The organism is Ramlibacter sp. (assembly GCF_035706265.1).
Classification (GTDB): domain Bacteria; phylum Pseudomonadota; class Gammaproteobacteria; order Burkholderiales; family Burkholderiaceae_C; genus Ramlibacter.
Window position 1 is genome coordinate 1 of record NZ_DASSVG010000292.1, and the last position, 15,000, is coordinate 15,000.

At 70.8% G+C, this 15,000-nt stretch carries 15 protein-coding genes and 1 pseudogene; 7 read left to right on the forward strand and 9 right to left on the reverse strand.

What is annotated here, in order from left to right:
* From VFM98_RS10695 to gspE, 5 genes and pseudogenes are all read left to right on the forward strand, one after another.
* Positions 1-322: pseudogene (locus VFM98_RS10695) on the forward strand (type II secretion system protein GspL); the annotation flags it as partial.
* On the forward strand, positions 319-798 hold the full coding sequence (gspM, locus tag VFM98_RS10700) for a type II secretion system protein GspM (protein WP_325109909.1): 480 nt from the start codon (positions 319-321) through the stop codon (positions 796-798). The pseudogene VFM98_RS10695 and the gene gspM, both read left to right, overlap by 4 nt.
* Positions 799-802: 4 nt before the next feature.
* Positions 803-1,594 (forward strand): type II secretion system protein N, encoded by a 792-nt coding sequence (gene gspN, locus VFM98_RS10705; RefSeq protein ID WP_325109910.1) that lies wholly within the window; start codon positions 803-805, stop codon positions 1,592-1,594.
* Positions 1,595-1,613: 19 nt separating this feature from the next.
* Positions 1,614-3,767: a type II secretion system secretin GspD gene (gspD, locus tag VFM98_RS10710; RefSeq protein WP_325109911.1), complete on the forward strand. Its 2,154-nt coding sequence runs from the start codon at positions 1,614-1,616 to the stop codon at positions 3,765-3,767.
* Between the two features lie 10 nt (positions 3,768-3,777).
* Entirely contained in the window at positions 3,778-5,175 is a 1,398-nt protein-coding gene (gene gspE / locus VFM98_RS10715) for a type II secretion system ATPase GspE (RefSeq protein ID WP_325109912.1), read from the forward strand.
* Here the strand turns inward: gspE and VFM98_RS10720 are convergent.
* From VFM98_RS10720 to VFM98_RS10730, 3 genes are all read right to left on the reverse strand, one after another.
* Complete coding sequence (locus VFM98_RS10720) at positions 5,172-5,426, reverse strand: hypothetical protein (protein ID WP_325109913.1); 255 nt, start codon at positions 5,424-5,426, stop codon at positions 5,172-5,174. The genes gspE and VFM98_RS10720 overlap by 4 nt on opposite strands.
* A 10-nt stretch (positions 5,427-5,436) precedes the next feature.
* Positions 5,437-5,625: a hypothetical protein gene (locus VFM98_RS10725; protein WP_325109914.1), complete on the reverse strand. Its 189-nt coding sequence runs from the start codon at positions 5,623-5,625 to the stop codon at positions 5,437-5,439.
* A 106-nt stretch (positions 5,626-5,731) separates the two neighbouring features.
* Positions 5,732-6,472, reverse strand: coding sequence for a haloacid dehalogenase type II (locus VFM98_RS10730; protein WP_325109915.1), 741 nt, complete (start codon positions 6,470-6,472; stop codon positions 5,732-5,734).
* Positions 6,473-6,555: 83 nt separating this feature from the next.
* Here VFM98_RS10730 and VFM98_RS10735 point away from each other — a divergent pair, with 83 nt between their 5' ends.
* Positions 6,556-7,539 (forward strand): MlaD family protein, encoded by a 984-nt coding sequence (locus tag VFM98_RS10735; RefSeq protein ID WP_325109916.1) that lies wholly within the window; start codon positions 6,556-6,558, stop codon positions 7,537-7,539.
* Positions 7,536-8,138 (forward strand): ABC-type transport auxiliary lipoprotein family protein, encoded by a 603-nt coding sequence (locus tag VFM98_RS10740; RefSeq protein ID WP_325109917.1) that lies wholly within the window; start codon positions 7,536-7,538, stop codon positions 8,136-8,138. The genes VFM98_RS10735 and VFM98_RS10740 overlap by 4 nt, the downstream gene beginning before the upstream one ends.
* 15 nt (positions 8,139-8,153) lie before the next feature.
* Here the strand turns inward: VFM98_RS10740 and VFM98_RS10745 are convergent, their stop codons facing one another.
* The 6 genes from VFM98_RS10745 to VFM98_RS10770 all read right to left on the reverse strand — a co-directional run bounded on the left by VFM98_RS10745 (position 8,154) and on the right by VFM98_RS10770 (position 14,580).
* A complete protein-coding gene (locus VFM98_RS10745; protein WP_325109918.1) occupies positions 8,154-8,876 on the reverse strand; it encodes a response regulator transcription factor in 723 nt (240 codons plus the stop codon).
* 99 nt (positions 8,877-8,975) lie between these two features.
* On the reverse strand, positions 8,976-9,539 hold the full coding sequence (locus VFM98_RS10750; RefSeq protein WP_325109919.1) for a cytochrome b: 564 nt from the start codon (positions 9,537-9,539) through the stop codon (positions 8,976-8,978).
* Between the two features lie 152 nt (positions 9,540-9,691).
* Entirely contained in the window at positions 9,692-11,017 is a 1,326-nt protein-coding gene (locus tag VFM98_RS10755; RefSeq protein ID WP_325109920.1) for a TRAP transporter large permease subunit, read from the reverse strand.
* Positions 11,014-11,565 carry a TRAP transporter small permease subunit gene (locus VFM98_RS10760; RefSeq protein WP_325109921.1) on the reverse strand — a complete coding sequence of 184 codons (552 nt, stop codon included), beginning with the start codon at positions 11,563-11,565 and terminating at the stop codon, positions 11,014-11,016. Before VFM98_RS10760 ends, VFM98_RS10755 begins: the two co-directional genes overlap by 4 nt.
* Positions 11,566-11,569: 4 nt before the next feature.
* Positions 11,570-12,667, reverse strand: coding sequence for a TRAP transporter substrate-binding protein DctP (locus VFM98_RS10765; RefSeq protein WP_325109923.1), 1,098 nt, complete (start codon positions 12,665-12,667; stop codon positions 11,570-11,572).
* A gap of 200 nt (positions 12,668-12,867) precedes the next feature.
* Complete coding sequence (locus VFM98_RS10770; protein WP_325109924.1) at positions 12,868-14,580, reverse strand: methyl-accepting chemotaxis protein; 1,713 nt, start codon at positions 14,578-14,580, stop codon at positions 12,868-12,870.
* Positions 14,581-15,000 lie beyond the last annotated feature (420 nt).

Sequence of the window (15,000 nt, forward strand, 5' to 3'; positions counted from 1 at the left end):
GACGCTCACCGACACCTTCCCGCAGGTGAAGGTGGTGGTCGACGCGCCGGTGCAGATGGAGCGCGAGGTCGCCGCGCTGCGCCAGCAGACCGGCGTGGCCTCGGCGCGCGACCTCGATGCGGTGCTCGGCGCGCTCGCCGCCACCTTGCCCCAAGGGCGCGTGCCGGCCTCGCTGTCCTACAGCAACGGCGAATTGCGCGCCGGCGGCCTGACGCTCTCGCCGGCGGAATTCGGCACCCTCGCCGCCAGCCTGAAGAACCTGGGCTACGTGGCCAGCGCCGACGGCAACACGATCGCGATCGCGGCGGAGGACACGCGATGAACATGCAGCCCTTGCGCCAGCGCTGGTCGGCGCTCGCCCCGCGCGAGCAGGCGCTGGTCGGCGCCGCGGCGGCCGTGGTGGCGCTGGCCCTGCTCTGGTGGATCGCGCTCGGCCCCGCCATCGGCACGCTGCGTGAGGCGGAAGCCCAGCACCGCGCGCTCGACGCGCAGCTGCAGCAGATGCGCCGCCTGCAGGCGCAGGCACAGGCCATGCAGTCGCAGCCGCGCCAGGGCCGCGACGAGGCCGTGCGGCAGCTCGAGGCCGCGATCCGCGACCACCTGGGGACGACGGCGCGCTACACCATCGCCGGCGAGCGCGTCACCGTCACCCTGCTGAACACGCCGCCCGAAGGGCTGGCGCGCTGGCTCACGCAGGTGCGCAGCAACGCCCGGGCGCTGCCCGGCGAGGCGAGGCTCGCGCACAACGCCTCCGGCGGCTGGGACGGCACGCTGGTGGTCACCCTGCCGGCGCGGTAGCCGCGTGGCGCGAGCGAAGCGTTCCGTCCGCGAAGTGCCCTGGGCCTGGGCCTGGGCCGGCGCCGCCCTGGGCCTGGTGCTGGCCGTGATCCTCTTCGCGCCGGCCCGCTGGCTCGCCGGCGCCGTCGAACGCCTGTCCGGCGAGCACGTGCTGCTGGCCGACGCCCGCGGCACGGTGTGGCAAGGCTCGGCCCGCGTGATCCTCACCGGCGGCCCGGGCAGCACCGACTCCGCCGCCCTGCCCGGGCGCGTGGCCTGGACGCTGCACCCGCGCTTCAACGGCGTGGCGGCGGCGCTACGCGCCGAATGCTGCACGCCGCAGCCGATTCCCGTGCGGGCGCGCTGGCGCTGGGGCGGCCTCGCGGTGGACGTGGGCGACGCCAGCTCGCAATGGCCCGCCAGCGTGACGGCGGGCCTGGGCACGCCCTGGAACACCTTGCAGTTCGAGGGCGATCTGCGGCTGGCCACGCAGGGCCTTTCAGTAGAATGGGTCGAGGGCCGTCCGGCGATCGCCGGGCGGGCCGAGCTGGTGGCGCTGCGCGTCACGTCGCGCCTGTCCACATTGAGGCCCATGGGCAGCTACCGCATCACCGTGCAAGGCGGCACGCCCGCCACCCTGCGGCTCGAGACCCTGGAGGGCAGCCTGCAGCTGTCCGGCACCGGGCAATGGGTGGGCGAGCGGCTGCATTTCCGGGGGGAAGCCAGCGCCGCGCCCGAGCGCGAGGCCGCGCTCTCCAACCTCCTGAACATCATCGGGCGGCGCAGCGGCGTCCGTTCGCTCATCTCGATCGGCTAGCAAGCCAGAAGCCTTAGTCATGAATTTCCGATCCGCCCTCGCCTCGATCGCAGCGGTGCTGCTGCTGTACAGCGCGCCCGGCGTGCTGTACGCGCAGCGCGCCAACGAGCCGGTCACGCTGAACTTCGTCAATGCCGATATCGAGGCGGTGGCGCGCACGATGGCCGCCATCACCGGGCGCAACATCGTGGTCGACCCGCGGGTGAAGGGCACGATGACGCTGTCCACCGAGCGGCCGGTGCCGCCGCAGGCCGCCTTCAACCAGTTCGTCGCGACGCTGCGGCTCTCGGGCTTCACGGTGGTGGAATCCGGCGGCCTGCTGAAGGTGGTGCCCGAGGCCGAGGCCAAGCTGCAGGGCGGCCAGGTGATCGTGGACGGCGGCATTGCCGGCAACCAGATCGTCACCCAGATCTTCCGCCTCAACTACGAGAGCGCCGGCAACCTGGTGCCGATCCTGCGGCCCCTGATCAGCCCCAACAACACGATCAACGTGAACCCCGGCAACAACTCGCTGGTGATCACGGACTACGCCGACAACCTGCAGCGCCTGGCCCGCATCATCGGCGCGCTGGACATCCCCAATTCCACCGACGTGGAAGTGATCAACCTGCAGCATGCGCTGGCGGTGGACCTCGCGCCGGTGGTGCAGCGGCTGGTGGATGCCTCCCCCGGCGGCGCGCCCGCCGCCGGCCAGGGGCAGGTCGACACGTCCGCGCGCACCACGGTCGTGGCGGAGCCGCGCAGCAACTCGCTGATCGTGCGGGCGGCCAACCCGGCGCGCCTGAACCTGGTGCGCTCGGTGGTCGCGCGGCTGGACGTGCCCGGCCCCGCCGGCGTGGGCGCGGCGGGCAACATCCACGTGGTCTACCTGCGCAACGCCGACGCGACCAAGCTGGCGCAGATCCTGCGCGCGGCCATCGCCAGCACCACGGGCACGGGCGCCGGCGTCAGCGCCGTGGCGGCCGCCGCCTCGCCGGCGACCCCGCCCAACGTGACCGCCGGCCTCACCGGCGCCGGTAGCGCCACGGGCACCAGCGCGGCCAACATCCCGATCACGCCCTCGGCCCAGCCCTCCACCGGCGGCCAGGTGCAGGCGGACCCGGCCACCAACTCGCTGATCATCACCGCGCCCGAGCCGCAGTACCGCCAGCTGCGCGCCGTGATCGACCAGCTCGATGGCCGGCGCGCCCAGGTGCTGGTGGAAAGCCTGATCGTCGAAGTGAACAACGACAAGGCGGCCGAGTTCGGCATCCAGTGGCAGAACATCCTCGGCAACGGCAACAGCAGCGTGATCGGCTTCCTGGGCAGCAACTTCAGCGCCTCGGTCGCCGGCCAGAACATCTTCAGCCTCGCCACCCAGAACGGCGGCACCTCGTTCGTTCCGCCGGCGACCGGCTTCAACATCGGGGTGGCGCGCAACATCGACGGCCGCATCGTGCTGAGCGCGCTGGCGCGCTTCTTCGAGCGCAGCGGTGACGCCAACGTGCTGTCCACGCCCAACCTGCTGACGCTGGACAACGAGGAGGCGAAGATCGTCGTCGGATCCAACGTGCCCTTCGTCACCGGCCAGTTCACCAACACCGGCGCCTCGGGCAACACGGTCAATCCGTTCCAGACCATCGAGCGCAAGGACGTGGGCCTCACGCTGCGCGTGAAGCCGCAGATCGCCGACAACGGCACGGTGCGCCTGACGATCTACCAGGAAACCTCCAGCGTCGACCAGAACACCCGCTCGGACCCGAACGGCCCCACCACCACCAAGCGCACGATCGAGACCAACGTGCTGGTGGACGACGGCCAGATCATTGTGATCGGCGGCCTGCTGCAGGACCAGTACGGCAACAACCAGGAAAAGGTGCCCGGGCTCGGCGACGTGCCCGTGCTGGGCAACCTGTTCCGCAGCGAGGCGCGCAGCCGCACCAAGAGCAACCTGATGGTGTTCCTGCGGCCCGTGGTGGTGCGCGACCAGACCGACAGCGACGCGCTCTCGCTCGATCGCTACGACCTGATGCGCACCAAGCAGCAGAACACGCAGCCCGCTCCGAGCGGATTGCTCAAGGGCGTGGAGGGCGCGCCCATCGTGCCCGAGCCGCTGAAGCCGGTGCCGCCGGGGCTCAGCCCCTGGTCGCCGCTCACGGCGCCGCCCGCCACCACCGCGCCCAGCGCGCGCTGAAGGCCTGTTGATGCGGTACCCCCTGCCCTACGCCTTCGCGCGCAGCCAGCAGCTGCTGCTGGAGGACGACGGCCACCAGTTCGTGCTGTGGCACGCGGGCCCGGCCCAGCCGGCGTGGACCGAGGTGCTGCGCAAGTACCCGGTGCGCAAGCTGGAACAGCTCGATGCGAACGAGCTCGCCCAGCGCATCAGCGCCGCCTACGCCCAGGGCGAATCGAGCGCCGCCACCGTGGTGAGCGAAGTGCAGAACGACGCCGACCTCACCCGCATGATGCAGGAGCTGCCCGCGGTGGAGGACCTGCTGGAGGCGAGCGACGACGCGCCGATCATCCGCATGCTCAACGCGCTGCTCACGCAGGCCGCGCGCGACGGCGCGAGCGACATCCACATCGAGCCCTACGAGCGGCACTCCTCGGTGCGCTTCCGCGTCGACGGCGCGCTGCGCGAGGTGGTGCAGCCCAATCGCGCGCTGCACGCCGCGCTGATCTCGCGCCTGAAGATCATGGCGGAACTGGACATCGCGGAGAAACGCCTGCCGCAGGACGGCCGCATCTCGCTGCGCATCGGCACGCGGGCGGTGGACGTGCGCGTCTCCACCATCCCCAGCGCGCACGGCGAGCGCGCCGTGCTGCGCTTGCTGGACAAGAGCGAGACGCGCATCAGCCTGGAATCCGTCGGCATGACGGGCGAGACGCTGCAGCGCTTCCTGCACCTGATCGAGCAGCCGCACGGGATCATCCTGGTGACCGGCCCCACCGGCTCGGGCAAGACCACCACGCTGTACGCGGCACTCAGCCGCCTGGACGCTTCCACCAGCAACATCATGACGGTGGAAGACCCGATCGAGTACGAGCTGCCCGGCATCGGCCAGACCCAGGTCAACCCCAAGATCGACCTCGATTTCGCCAAGGCCCTGCGCGCCATCCTGCGGCAGGACCCGGACGTGATCATGATCGGCGAGATCCGCGACTACGAGACGGCGCAGATCGCGATCCAGGCCTCGCTGACCGGCCACCTGGTGCTCGCCACCCTGCACACCAACGACGCGGCCAGTGCCGTGACGCGGCTGACCGACATGGGCGTCGAGCCCTTCCTCCTCAGCTCCTCGTTGCTGGGCGTGCTCGCGCAGCGGCTGGTGCGCAAGCTGTGCCCGCATTGCAAGCAGGATGGCACTGCGAAAGGCTGCCAGCACTGCGGCTACACGGGCTACCAGGGACGCACCGGCATCTTCGAGCTGATGACGGCCGACGACAGGATCCGCGCGCTGATCCATACGCGGGCGGGCGAAGCGGCGACGCGCGATGCGGCGCTCGCGAACGGCATGCGCCTGATGCGCCAGGATGGCGAACGGCTGATCCGCGAAGGGATCACCTCGCGCGAAGAAGTCCTGCGCGTCACGCGCGACTAGCGCACGCGTTCCGGCTCGTGTTTCGGCCCCGGTTCCTTCACCGGGTACTGCGGGCCGCGTTCCTTCTCGATCGGGGGCGGCTTGTCGTCCTGCTGCTGCGGCTTGGGCATGGGCGGGACCGGCTGGGGCTGCTGCGCCTGCTGCATCCCCGGCTTGCCGGAGCCCGTCGCCTTGCCGGAACCCCGCGGCTGGTCGGACGCGGTCGGCTTGTCGGAGGCCAGCGGCTTGAACTTCGCCTTGAACATCACCATGGCGGCCTCCTCAATCCGGCGTCTGCACGAAGTTCGTGTGGCCGCCCACGCCGGGCTGCTTCTTCTCTTCGTGCGTGGGCTGGTCGGGCACCAGCTCGCGCAGGTCCTCGTCCGCCTTCGGCTTCGGTTGCGGGATGCGGCCGCGCTCCGGTTGCGGATGCGCCAGCCCGTGGTCGATGGGGGTACGGTCTTCCGGCATCGCTTGTCCTTTCCGAGGCCATGGTGCGCGCGGAAGGCCACGGGCGGGCTAGGCAGCCTGCGCGGCCGTGCCTAGTCCGGGTGCGCCGGCGGTTGTCAGTGCCTGACTACACGGCGGCGGGGCAGCCGAGCTGGTCCGCCAGGTCCAGCAGGTCGCGGCTGTGCAGGTCGTTCCCCGGCCGCGCCGCCACGTCCTTGGGCTGGTCGCGGCCGAACTCGAAGGGCCGCTCGACATACGCGGTGCGCAGGCCGCAGGCGCGGGCGGCGGCCAGGTCGTCGTGGTGGGCGGCCACCAGCATCGCGCGCTCGGGCGGCACGTCGAACACGCTGGCCGCGCCGAGATAGGTGGCCGGGTCGGGCTTGTAGGCGTGGAACACCTCGGCCGAGAGGATGCAGTCCCAGGGCAGGCCGCCATGTCTGGCCATGCGCGCCAGCAGGCCCAGGTTGCCGTTGGACAAGGTGCAGCAGATGTATTTGCCCTTGAGCCGCCGCAGGCCTTCCACTGCGTCAGGCCAGGGGGCGAGCCGGTGCCACACGCGATTGAGTTGCGCGCGCGCCGCCTCGTCCAGGTGCGCCAGGCCGAAGTCCGGCAGGATGCGATCGAGGATCATGCGGTGCAGGTCGTCGATCCGCGTCCAGCCCAGTTCGCCCGAGCGCACCCGCGCCATCGCGGGCTGGTAGCCGGCGCGCCAGGCCCGCGCGAAAGCGGCACCGTCCACCTGCGGATGGTCGTGCGCCATCTCGCGCACGATCGAGCCGTGCCAGTCGACCACGGTGCCGAAGACGTCGAACAGGAGCACCTCGACGCGGTCCGCGTCGCTCCAGGGGGCGGGTGAAGCGGTCTGCATCGGCCCAGTGTAGGCGCGCCGGCACGGGAACCAAAGTGTGCCGGCCGGGCTCCATCGCGCAGGCGCACAGCCGGGAGAACACCATGGGTGCAACATCCAGAGCGAGGTGGGCGTTCGCGCTCTCCGTCGTCGTTCTTGCCGCCGCCGGCGCGGTGGCGTACGCGCTCACCGCGGGTCGCTACGCCACCTACGAGATCCGCTCGCGCGACCCGGTCTCGGGCCTGCTGCCCGGTGCGCCGGTGGAGTTCCACGGCGTCGAGGTCGGCCAGGTGCGCGAGGTGCAACTCGCCGGCCCGCGCAGCGTGCGCGTGCTGCTTTCGGTGCGCAAGGAAGCCCCGGTCAGCACGGCCACCGTGGCCACGGTCACCGGGCGCGGCCTCGCCAGCCGCGGCTTCACGGGCTATGTCTACGTGAGCCTGGAGGACGGCGCCGGGCCGGGCGGCCCCCTTGCCGTGCCCAAGGACGGCGGCCATCCCGTGATCGCCAGCGCGCCCGCACAGACGACGAGCCTCGACACCTCCTTCGGCGAACTCAACGCCAGCGTGCAGCGCGTGACCGCCACGCTGGAGGGCCTGCTGGACCAGCGCACCGTCGCCTCGCTGAAGCAATCGATCGCCAGCCTGGAGCAGGTCACGCGCACGCTGGCCGCCAACAACCAGCGCATCGAGACCTTCCTCGCCAACGCGGAGCGGGCCAGCGTGCGCATGCAGCCGCTGCTGCAGCAGAGCGACGCCGTGCTGCAGTCCCTGCAGAAGCGCATCCTGCCCGAGGCGCAGCAGACGCTGGTGCGCCTCGACGAGCTCTCCGGCGCGGCGCGCGAGCGCATGGGCTCCATCCTGGACCACACGGAACGCGCCAGCACGCAGCTCGAGCCGCTGCTGCAATCGGGCAACGAGACGGTGCGCGCGCTGCAACTGCAGCTGCTGCCCGAGGCCCAGCGTACATTGGCGCGCATGGAGCACCTCTCGAACACCCTGGACGACACCGCGCTGCGCATCCGCCGCAATCCCTCGGTGCTGTGGCGCGGCGCCCGCCCCGAGCCGGCCGGCCCGGGCGAGGCGCAATGACGCGGCGCCTGCGGCGCACGTTGCTGCAGCTGGGCGCGGCGGCGCTGCTGGCCGGCTGCGCGCTGCCCGTTCCCGAGCCGCAGGTCACCACCTCGCTGATCGACCAGCTGCCGGCCGACCTGCCGCACGCGGCGCGCGCGCCGCTCACGCTGCTGGTGCTCACGCCGCAGGCGCGGCCGGCCTACGACACGCCGCGCATGGCCTACAGCCTGCGGCCGCACCACATCGCGTACTACAGCCGCAACGAATGGGCGGAGTCGCCGCCGCAGATGCTGCAGCCGCTGCTGGTGCGCGCCCTGGCGGCGAGTGGCCGCTTCGAGGCGGTGCTGGTGCCGCCCCTTTCCGGTGCGTACACGCAGTCGCTGCAGGTCGAAGTGCTGGAACTGTTGCAGGATTTCGACCGCCAGCCGCCGGTGCTGCGGCTGGTGCTGCACGCGCAGGTGACCGACTTGGCGCGCCGCACGGTGGCCGCGCGCCAGTTCGAGGTGGAGAGGCCGATGGCCGAAGCTTCGCCCGCGGGCGGGGTGCGCGCGGCCAACGAGGCGATGGCGCAGGTATTGCGCGAGCTGGCCGCGTTCGTGCTGGAACAGGCGCGCTGACGGCGTGGAGAGCGCCTACGCCCCGAGCCGCCGCGGGGCGTCGGAATCGGCGAGCTGCGCGTCGGTGAGGCGGTAGCCCACGTCGCGCACGGTCTCGATCGTGCCCACGTCCAGCTTCTGGCGCAGGTGGTGGATGTCCACGTGCAAGGCGGTGAGGCCCGGGGGCGCGCCCTCGCCTGCGTCCTTCAGCAGCCCGCCCGCGGGCACGGTCTGGGGCCAGGAGCGCGCGAGGCACAGCAGGATGTCGAACTCCGCGCGCGTGAGCGCCACCAAGCGGCCGCGGTAATGGCAGGCGCGTTGCACCGGATCGAGCGCGAACTGCTGCGGGCCGGCCAGCGCGCGGCGGCGGAAGACCGCGTGCACCAGCTCCTGCAGCTCGCGCAGGTCGAAGGGCATGTGGACGAACTGGTCGGCGCCGGCATCGAGCAGGCGCACGCGGGCATCGAGGTCGTGCCGGCCGGTGATCGCCACCACCGGGGTCCGCGCATCGGGCGCGGGCGCAGGCGGATCCGCCTCCGTGCCGGCGCGCAGCCGCCGCAGCAGGGCCTCGCCTTCCCCCGTGCCGAGGCACAGGTCGACGAACACCAGGTCGAAGCGCTGCGCGCACAGGGCCTGCCACGCGGACCCGGCGCCCTGCCGCACCACGGCGGCCGCACCGAGCTTGAGCAGCATGCCCTGCAGGACGATCGCCGTGACGGCGTCGTCCTCCACGATCAGCACCTGTTTTCCGTCCAGCATTCGTGTTCTCGCTCGCGCGGCAGCGCCTGCTCCTGCAGCGAACTAAAGACCAGTATAGGTGCCGGTTCCTTGCAGCCCGCCATCGCCCGGCGGGCGCCGTCAGGCTCCGGGAAGCATCTTGCGCAGGGTGTCGTCTTTCAGCGCCACGTGGTGGCGCAGTGCCGCGGCGGAATGCAGCGCGATGATCGCCGCGAATGCGTATCCGAGCCAGCGGTGCACGTCGATGAGGGCCTGGAACAGGTGCTCGTTGACCGCGATCAGGTCGGGCGCGTTGAACCAGGAAAAGACCGGCGTGGGATAGCCGCCCGCGGAAGACATCAGCCAACCCGTCACCGGCAGCGCGAACATCAAGGCATAGAGCCACATATGGACGAAGAGAGCGCTCACCTGCTCCCATTCCGCCAGCCCATCAACAAAACGGGGCAACGCATTCGTCAGGCGCCAGGCCAGGCGCGCCACCACCGCCGCCAGCGCGATCATGCCCAAGGCCTTGTGGGCGAGGATCAGGGTGATCTTCTCGCGGTCGTACCCGACATCGGGGAGCCGCACCATGTAGATGCCCAGCACCACCAGGCCGAGCAGCAGCGCCGCCATCGACCAGTGCAGGACGATGGCGATCCAGCCGTAGCGGTGTTCGGTGTTGGCGAGCGCAGGACCGCCCATGGCGCGCAGTATGGGCCTGCGGCCGGGAAACAGGCCCCGGGCCTTGTGCAGCCCGGGGCCAACCACCATCCCCAAGGTGGAGGAGACAACTTGCACAGGCCGCGTGCCCTCGGCCTGTGCATTCCATGTAGCAGTTTCCGGGCCAGCCTGGCCTACCAGCCGATCGCCTTGGGCAGCCAGGTCGCGATGGACGGGAACAGGAACACCAGCACGATCCCGAGCAGCTGCAGGCCCACGAAGGGGACGATGCCGGTGTAGATGTGCCGCGTGGTGATTTCCGGCGGCGCCACCCCGCGCAGGAAGAACAGCGCCCAGCCGAAGGGCGGCGTGAGGAAGGAGGACTGCAGGTTCACCGTGATCAGCATGGCGAGCCACACCATGTCCACGCCCGCCGCGGCGAAGATCGGCAGGAACAGCGGCACGGCGATGTAGCTGATCTCGATCCACTCGATGAAGAAGCCGAGGACGAAGATCAGCGCCATCAGGAACCAGACCGCCGTGCTGGTGCCCCCTGGCAGCAGCTTGAACAGGTCCTCGATCAGCAGCTCGCCCTGCAGGCCGCGGAAGGCGAGGCTGAACACCTGCGAGCAGATCAGGATGAACAGCACCATCGCGGAGGTGCGCAGGGTGCTTCGCATCACCTCGCGCAGCACCTGCATGGTCAGGCGCCGGGCCGCGGCCACCACGACGATGGAACCCAGCGCGCCCATCGAAGCCGCTTCGGTCGGCGCCGCGACGCCGGCGATGATGGAACCGAGCACCGCCAGCACCAGCGCGAGCGGCGGCAGGGCCACCTTGAACACGCGTGCCCACAGCTCGCGGCGCGCCAGCGCCTCGCGCTCGGTGCGCGGCACCGGCGGCATCGTGCCGGGACGCACCAGGCCGTTGAACACGATCCACAGGATATAGAGGCCCGCCAGCAGCAGGCCGGGCATCACCGCGGCCGCGAACAGGGTGCCGACCGAGAGCTGCATGATGTCGGACAGCAGGATCAGCACCAGGCTGGGCGGGATGATCTGCCCCAGCGTGCCCGAGGCGCAGATGGCGCCGCAGGAGATGCCGGGGTCGTAGCCGCGGCGCAGCAGCGTCGGCAGCGTGAGCAGGCCCAGCGTGATGACGGTGGCACCGACGATGCCGGTGGTGGCGCCCATCAGCACGCCCACCAGGATGATGCCCAGCGCCATGCCGCCCTGCAGGCCGCCGGCGAGGTGGCCGATCACGTCCAGCAGGTCTTCGGCCAGGCGGGACTTCTCCAGCATCACGCCCATGAACACGAACAGCGGGATCGCCAGCCACTGGTAGTTGGAGACCACGCCGTAGATGCGCGCCGGCAGCAGGTTGAACAGCGACTCGCCGAAGCCCAGGAAGCCGAAGAAGAAGCCGCTCGCGGCCAGCGTGATGCCCACCGGCACGCCGAGCATCAGCAGGCCGAAGAAGCCGATCAGCAGGCTGATCGCCAGCAGTTCGTTGCCGCTCATGCCGCCCTCTTCCAGCGCAGGAAGGCGCGGATGCCCTGCGCCGCCGCCTGCAGGCCGAACAGCGCGAAGCCGGCGGGGATCAGCGCCTTGAGCAGCCAGCGGTGGGTGAGCCCGCCGGGATCGGACGAGATCTCGTCGACGGCATACGACTGCGCCACGAAGTGCACCGAGTAGCGGATCACCAGCACCGCGAAGGCCATCGCCAGCAGCGCCGAGAACAGGTCCACCAGGGCCTGCGTGCGCGGCGAATACTTCGCATAGAAGATGTCGACGCGCACGTGGTCGCCCTTCTGCAGGGCGTAGGTCATGCCGGCCAGCACCAGCGGCGACAGCAGGTGCCATTCGAGCTCCTGCGCCCACACCGAGCCGATGCTGAAGGCGTAGCGCAGCAGCACGTCCACCGCCATCAGCACCACGACGGCGAGCGTGAGCCACGCGCAGGCGCGCCCCACTGCGTCGAGGGCGCGGTCGATGGCGCCTGCGAAGCCCTCGGCTGCGGCGCCGCTGTCGGGAAGGGCGAGCGGCGCGCCTTCGACGTAGCGGGTCATGGCCTCAGGCCGCCAGGATCTTGTTGTGGTACGGGCCTTCGCTGTAGCCGGCCCAGGCCTCGTACTTGCGCTTGTACGCCATGTACGAGTCGTGCACCTTCTTCGTCAGCGGGTCCTTGGCGGCGGATTCGGCCAGCACCTGGTTCGTGACCTCGTGCAGGCGCTTGACCACCTCGTCGGGCAGCGGCCGGGCGATCACGCCCTGGTTCTTCACCAGGTCCTCCATGGCCTCCGCATTGGTGCGCTGGCACCAGGCCTCGCTGATCACGTTGCAGGCCGCGGCGGCGTTCTCGACCACGGCATGCAGGTCCCGCGGCAGCTTGTCCCAGGCCGCCTTGTTGATCAACAGCTCGGAGACGGTGGCCGTCTCGTGCCAGCCGGTGGTGTAGTAGTACTTGGCGGCCTTGTGCAGGCCCAGCTTGCGGTCCTGGAAAGGCCCCACGAATTCGGCGGCGTCGATCACGCCGCGCTCGAGCGCCGGGAAGATCTCGCCGCCGGGCAGCAGCTTCACGTCCACGCCCAGCGCCGCATAGACGCGGCCGGCCAGGCCCGGGATGCGCATCTTCAGGCCCTTGAGGTCGTTGGCGTTGCGGATCTCCTTCTTGAACCAGCCCGTCATCTGCACGCCGGTGTTGCCGCAGGGCATGGCCACCATGCCGAAGGGCGCATACACCTCGTTCCAGAGCTGCTGGCCGCCGCCGTCGTACAGCCAGCCGTTCATGCCCTGGAAGTTCAGGCCGAAGGGCACGGCGCAGAAGTACTGGGCCGCGAAGGTCTTGCCGGTCCAGAAATAGCTGTTGGCGTGGTTCATCTCCACCGTGCCGGCGCGCACGGCGTCGAAGCCCTCCAGCGCGGGGATCAGCTCGCCCGCGCCGTAGACCTGGATGCGCAGGCGTCCGCCGGACATGGCGTTGATGCGCGCGGCGAGGTCCGTGGCGCTGCCCGGCCCTTCCATATAGAAGGGCGAGCCCTTGCCGTAGGCGCTGGTCATCTTCCAGGAGAAGGTCTGCTGTGCCCGGGCCACCATCGGGAAGGCCAGGGCCGCGCCGGCGGCGGCGGTGGTGGAAGCTCGGGCCAGCAGGCTGCGTCGGGTGGATGTCATGGCTGCGTCGTCCTCCAGGAGGCGGCGAGCGCCGCCGGGCACCCCGTGCGCGATGCAGGGGGCTGCCGCACTATCCGGCGCGCGCGAACCTTCGTGCCATCGGGAAAACGCGAGGCCCTTCCCCACTCCGGTGGAAGGGCCTCAGGCCGCGTGCTTCGGCCTGTGCGGGGAAGCCAGCTTGACGGGCGCCGCGCCCGGCGTCAGAAGGTGCTCCACTCCCCCTTGGCCGCATGCGCGCGGGCCGGCACGGCGGTGGCGAAGGACGGCGTCGCCACCACGGCGGGCTTGAACGCGATCGCACCGGGCGCCGTGCGCGCCGGCGCCGGCACGGCACTCACCGCATCGGGCGCACGCGGGACGGCCTGCGCGTCGCCGGCGCCGAGGCGGAAGCGCGAGACCATGTCCAGCAGCGCGGCCGCCTGTTCCTTCATCGATTCGGTGGCGCCCGTCGCCTCTTCCACCAGCGAGGCGTTCTGCTGCACCACCTGGTCCATCTGGGTGACGGCGGTATTGACCTGCTCGATGCCGGAGCTCTGTTCGTGGCTGGCCGCGGCGATCTCGCCGATCAGGTCGGCCACCTTCTTGACCGAGACCACGATGTCGTCCATGGTGCGCCCGGCCGCCTCCACCTGGCGCGAGCCGGCCTCCACCTGCTCCACCGAGCCGCCGATCAGCGTCTTGATTTCCTTGGCGGCCGCGGCACTGCGCTGCGCGAGCGTCCGCACCTCGGCGGCGACGACGGCGAAGCCGCGCCCCTGCTCGCCCGCGCGCGCCGCCTCCACCGCGGCATTGAGCGCCAGGATGTTGGTCTGGAAGGCGATGCCGTCGATCACGCCGATGATCTCGGAGACCTTGCGCGAGGAGCCGGAGATGCCGGTCATGGTCTGCACCACCTCGCCCACCGCCTCGCCGCCGCGCCGCGCCACCTCCGAGGCCGCGATGGCGAGCTGGCTCGCCTGGCGCGCGTGGTCGGCGTTCTGCGTCACGCTGGTGGTGAGCTCCTCCATCGAGCTGGCGGTTTCCTCCAGCGTGCTGGCCTGCTCCTCGGTGCGCTGCGAGAGGTCCACGTTGCCCTGGGCGATCTGGGTGCTGGTGTCGGCGACCAGGTGGGCGCCCGCCACGACCTCGCCGACCAGGCGGCGCAGGTTCGCCGTCATCCCGCCGAGGGACTGCAGCAGCTGGCCGAGCTCGTCGCGGCGGCCGGTGTGCACCTCGAAGCGCAGGTCGCCGTCGGCCACGCGCTTGGCGGCCGCCACCGCTTCGCCGATCGGCACCGTGATCGAGCGGCCCACCAGCCACCCGAGCGTCGCGCCGAGCACGGCGCAGAGCAGTCCGGCACCCACCAGCAGTTGCAGGCCCGCGTCGTAGATCGCGCCGGAGTCGCGCACTTCGTCCTTGGTGTCGTCTTCCAGCACGTCCACCAGCTTGTCCAGCCGCTGGCTGTAGTCCGCTTCCCCGGGGGCGATGCGGTTCAGGAGCAGGTCGCGCGCCTCGTCCAGCCGGTCCGCCGCGGCGAGTTGCAGGAAGGCCGTCTCCAGGTCGGCATGCTTCTTCTGCGCCTCCTGCACGGCGGCCAGCGCGCCCTGGCCGGCAACATTGAGCTCCACCTGGGCCAGCCTGGCCTGCAGGCGCTCGCTCTCGGCGCGCATGGCCCGCACGGCGTCCAGTTCCGCCTTGCGGCCTTCCGCCGGCACCAGGAAGAAGGCGCGCATGTGCTTGGCCCCGCCTTCGAGGTGCGCGTGCCACTCGCCGGCGTAGACCAGCCCGGGAGCGTGCTGGGTGCCGACGTCCTGGACGTTCCGGTTGAGGGCCCACAGGCTGCGCACGCCGACGGCGGCCATCGCCAGGGTCAGGAGGGCCAACAGGCCGAAGGCGAGACCGAGCTTCAGCGAGACCCGCAGGTTCTGGAACATTTCCGCAACTCCTCCGTAGATGGAGCGAGGATGCGGAATGCAACTTTTTGTTAGTTGACCGCGGTCAAGAGCCGCCCGCCGGCCCGGACGGGCGGCGCACGGCAAGGCGCGAAAGGCGCAGGGTGCGGCGGCGCCGTTGTCGATCCGCCGCGATGCCGGCCGAAAGCACTGCATCGCGCGCCGCGAGTACTACTTCCGCACCGCGATTTGCAGGGCACTTCAAGGCCCGTTGGTGCCGATTTGCCCCACCCCATGGTGGGGAACTTCCCCACCCTTGGGGCCGCATTTTTTCCCCACAACGTAGACGAATGCAAACACGTTCGGTTCGCACTCTAGTTCCATGGACTTAAACCGCGTCCCCCGCGCGGTCGGCACGTTCGCTGCGTTACAGGTGCTTGCAGGGACATCAAAGGTGTTGCA

What these genes read in the sequence shown, in the direction of transcription:
- VFM98_RS10745 (WP_325109918.1), bottom strand. Translation starts at nt 8,876, where the DNA reads ATGCTGGACGGAAAACAGGTGCTGATCGTGGAGGACGACGCCGTCACG.
- VFM98_RS10770 (WP_325109924.1), bottom strand. Translation starts at nt 14,580, where the DNA reads ATGTTCCAGAACCTGCGGGTCTCGCTGAAGCTCGGTCTCGCCTTCGGC.
- VFM98_RS10755 (WP_325109920.1), bottom strand. Translation starts at nt 11,017, where the DNA reads ATGAGCGGCAACGAACTGCTGGCGATCAGCCTGCTGATCGGCTTCTTC.
- gspM (WP_325109909.1), top strand. Translation starts at nt 319, where the DNA reads ATGAACATGCAGCCCTTGCGCCAGCGCTGGTCGGCGCTCGCCCCGCGC.
- VFM98_RS10765 (WP_325109923.1), bottom strand. Translation starts at nt 12,667, where the DNA reads ATGACATCCACCCGACGCAGCCTGCTGGCCCGAGCTTCCACCACCGCC.
- VFM98_RS10725 (WP_325109914.1), bottom strand. Translation starts at nt 5,625, where the DNA reads ATGCCGGAAGACCGTACCCCCATCGACCACGGGCTGGCGCATCCGCAA.
- VFM98_RS10750 (WP_325109919.1), bottom strand. Translation starts at nt 9,539, where the DNA reads ATGGGCGGTCCTGCGCTCGCCAACACCGAACACCGCTACGGCTGGATC.
- VFM98_RS10740 (WP_325109917.1), top strand. Translation starts at nt 7,536, where the DNA reads ATGACGCGGCGCCTGCGGCGCACGTTGCTGCAGCTGGGCGCGGCGGCG.
- VFM98_RS10735 (WP_325109916.1), top strand. Translation starts at nt 6,556, where the DNA reads ATGGGTGCAACATCCAGAGCGAGGTGGGCGTTCGCGCTCTCCGTCGTC.
- gspE (WP_325109912.1), top strand. Translation starts at nt 3,778, where the DNA reads ATGCGGTACCCCCTGCCCTACGCCTTCGCGCGCAGCCAGCAGCTGCTG.
- gspD (WP_325109911.1), top strand. Translation starts at nt 1,614, where the DNA reads ATGAATTTCCGATCCGCCCTCGCCTCGATCGCAGCGGTGCTGCTGCTG.
- VFM98_RS10730 (WP_325109915.1), bottom strand. Translation starts at nt 6,472, where the DNA reads ATGCAGACCGCTTCACCCGCCCCCTGGAGCGACGCGGACCGCGTCGAG.
- VFM98_RS10760 (WP_325109921.1), bottom strand. Translation starts at nt 11,565, where the DNA reads ATGACCCGCTACGTCGAAGGCGCGCCGCTCGCCCTTCCCGACAGCGGC.
- VFM98_RS10720 (WP_325109913.1), bottom strand. Translation starts at nt 5,426, where the DNA reads ATGGTGATGTTCAAGGCGAAGTTCAAGCCGCTGGCCTCCGACAAGCCG.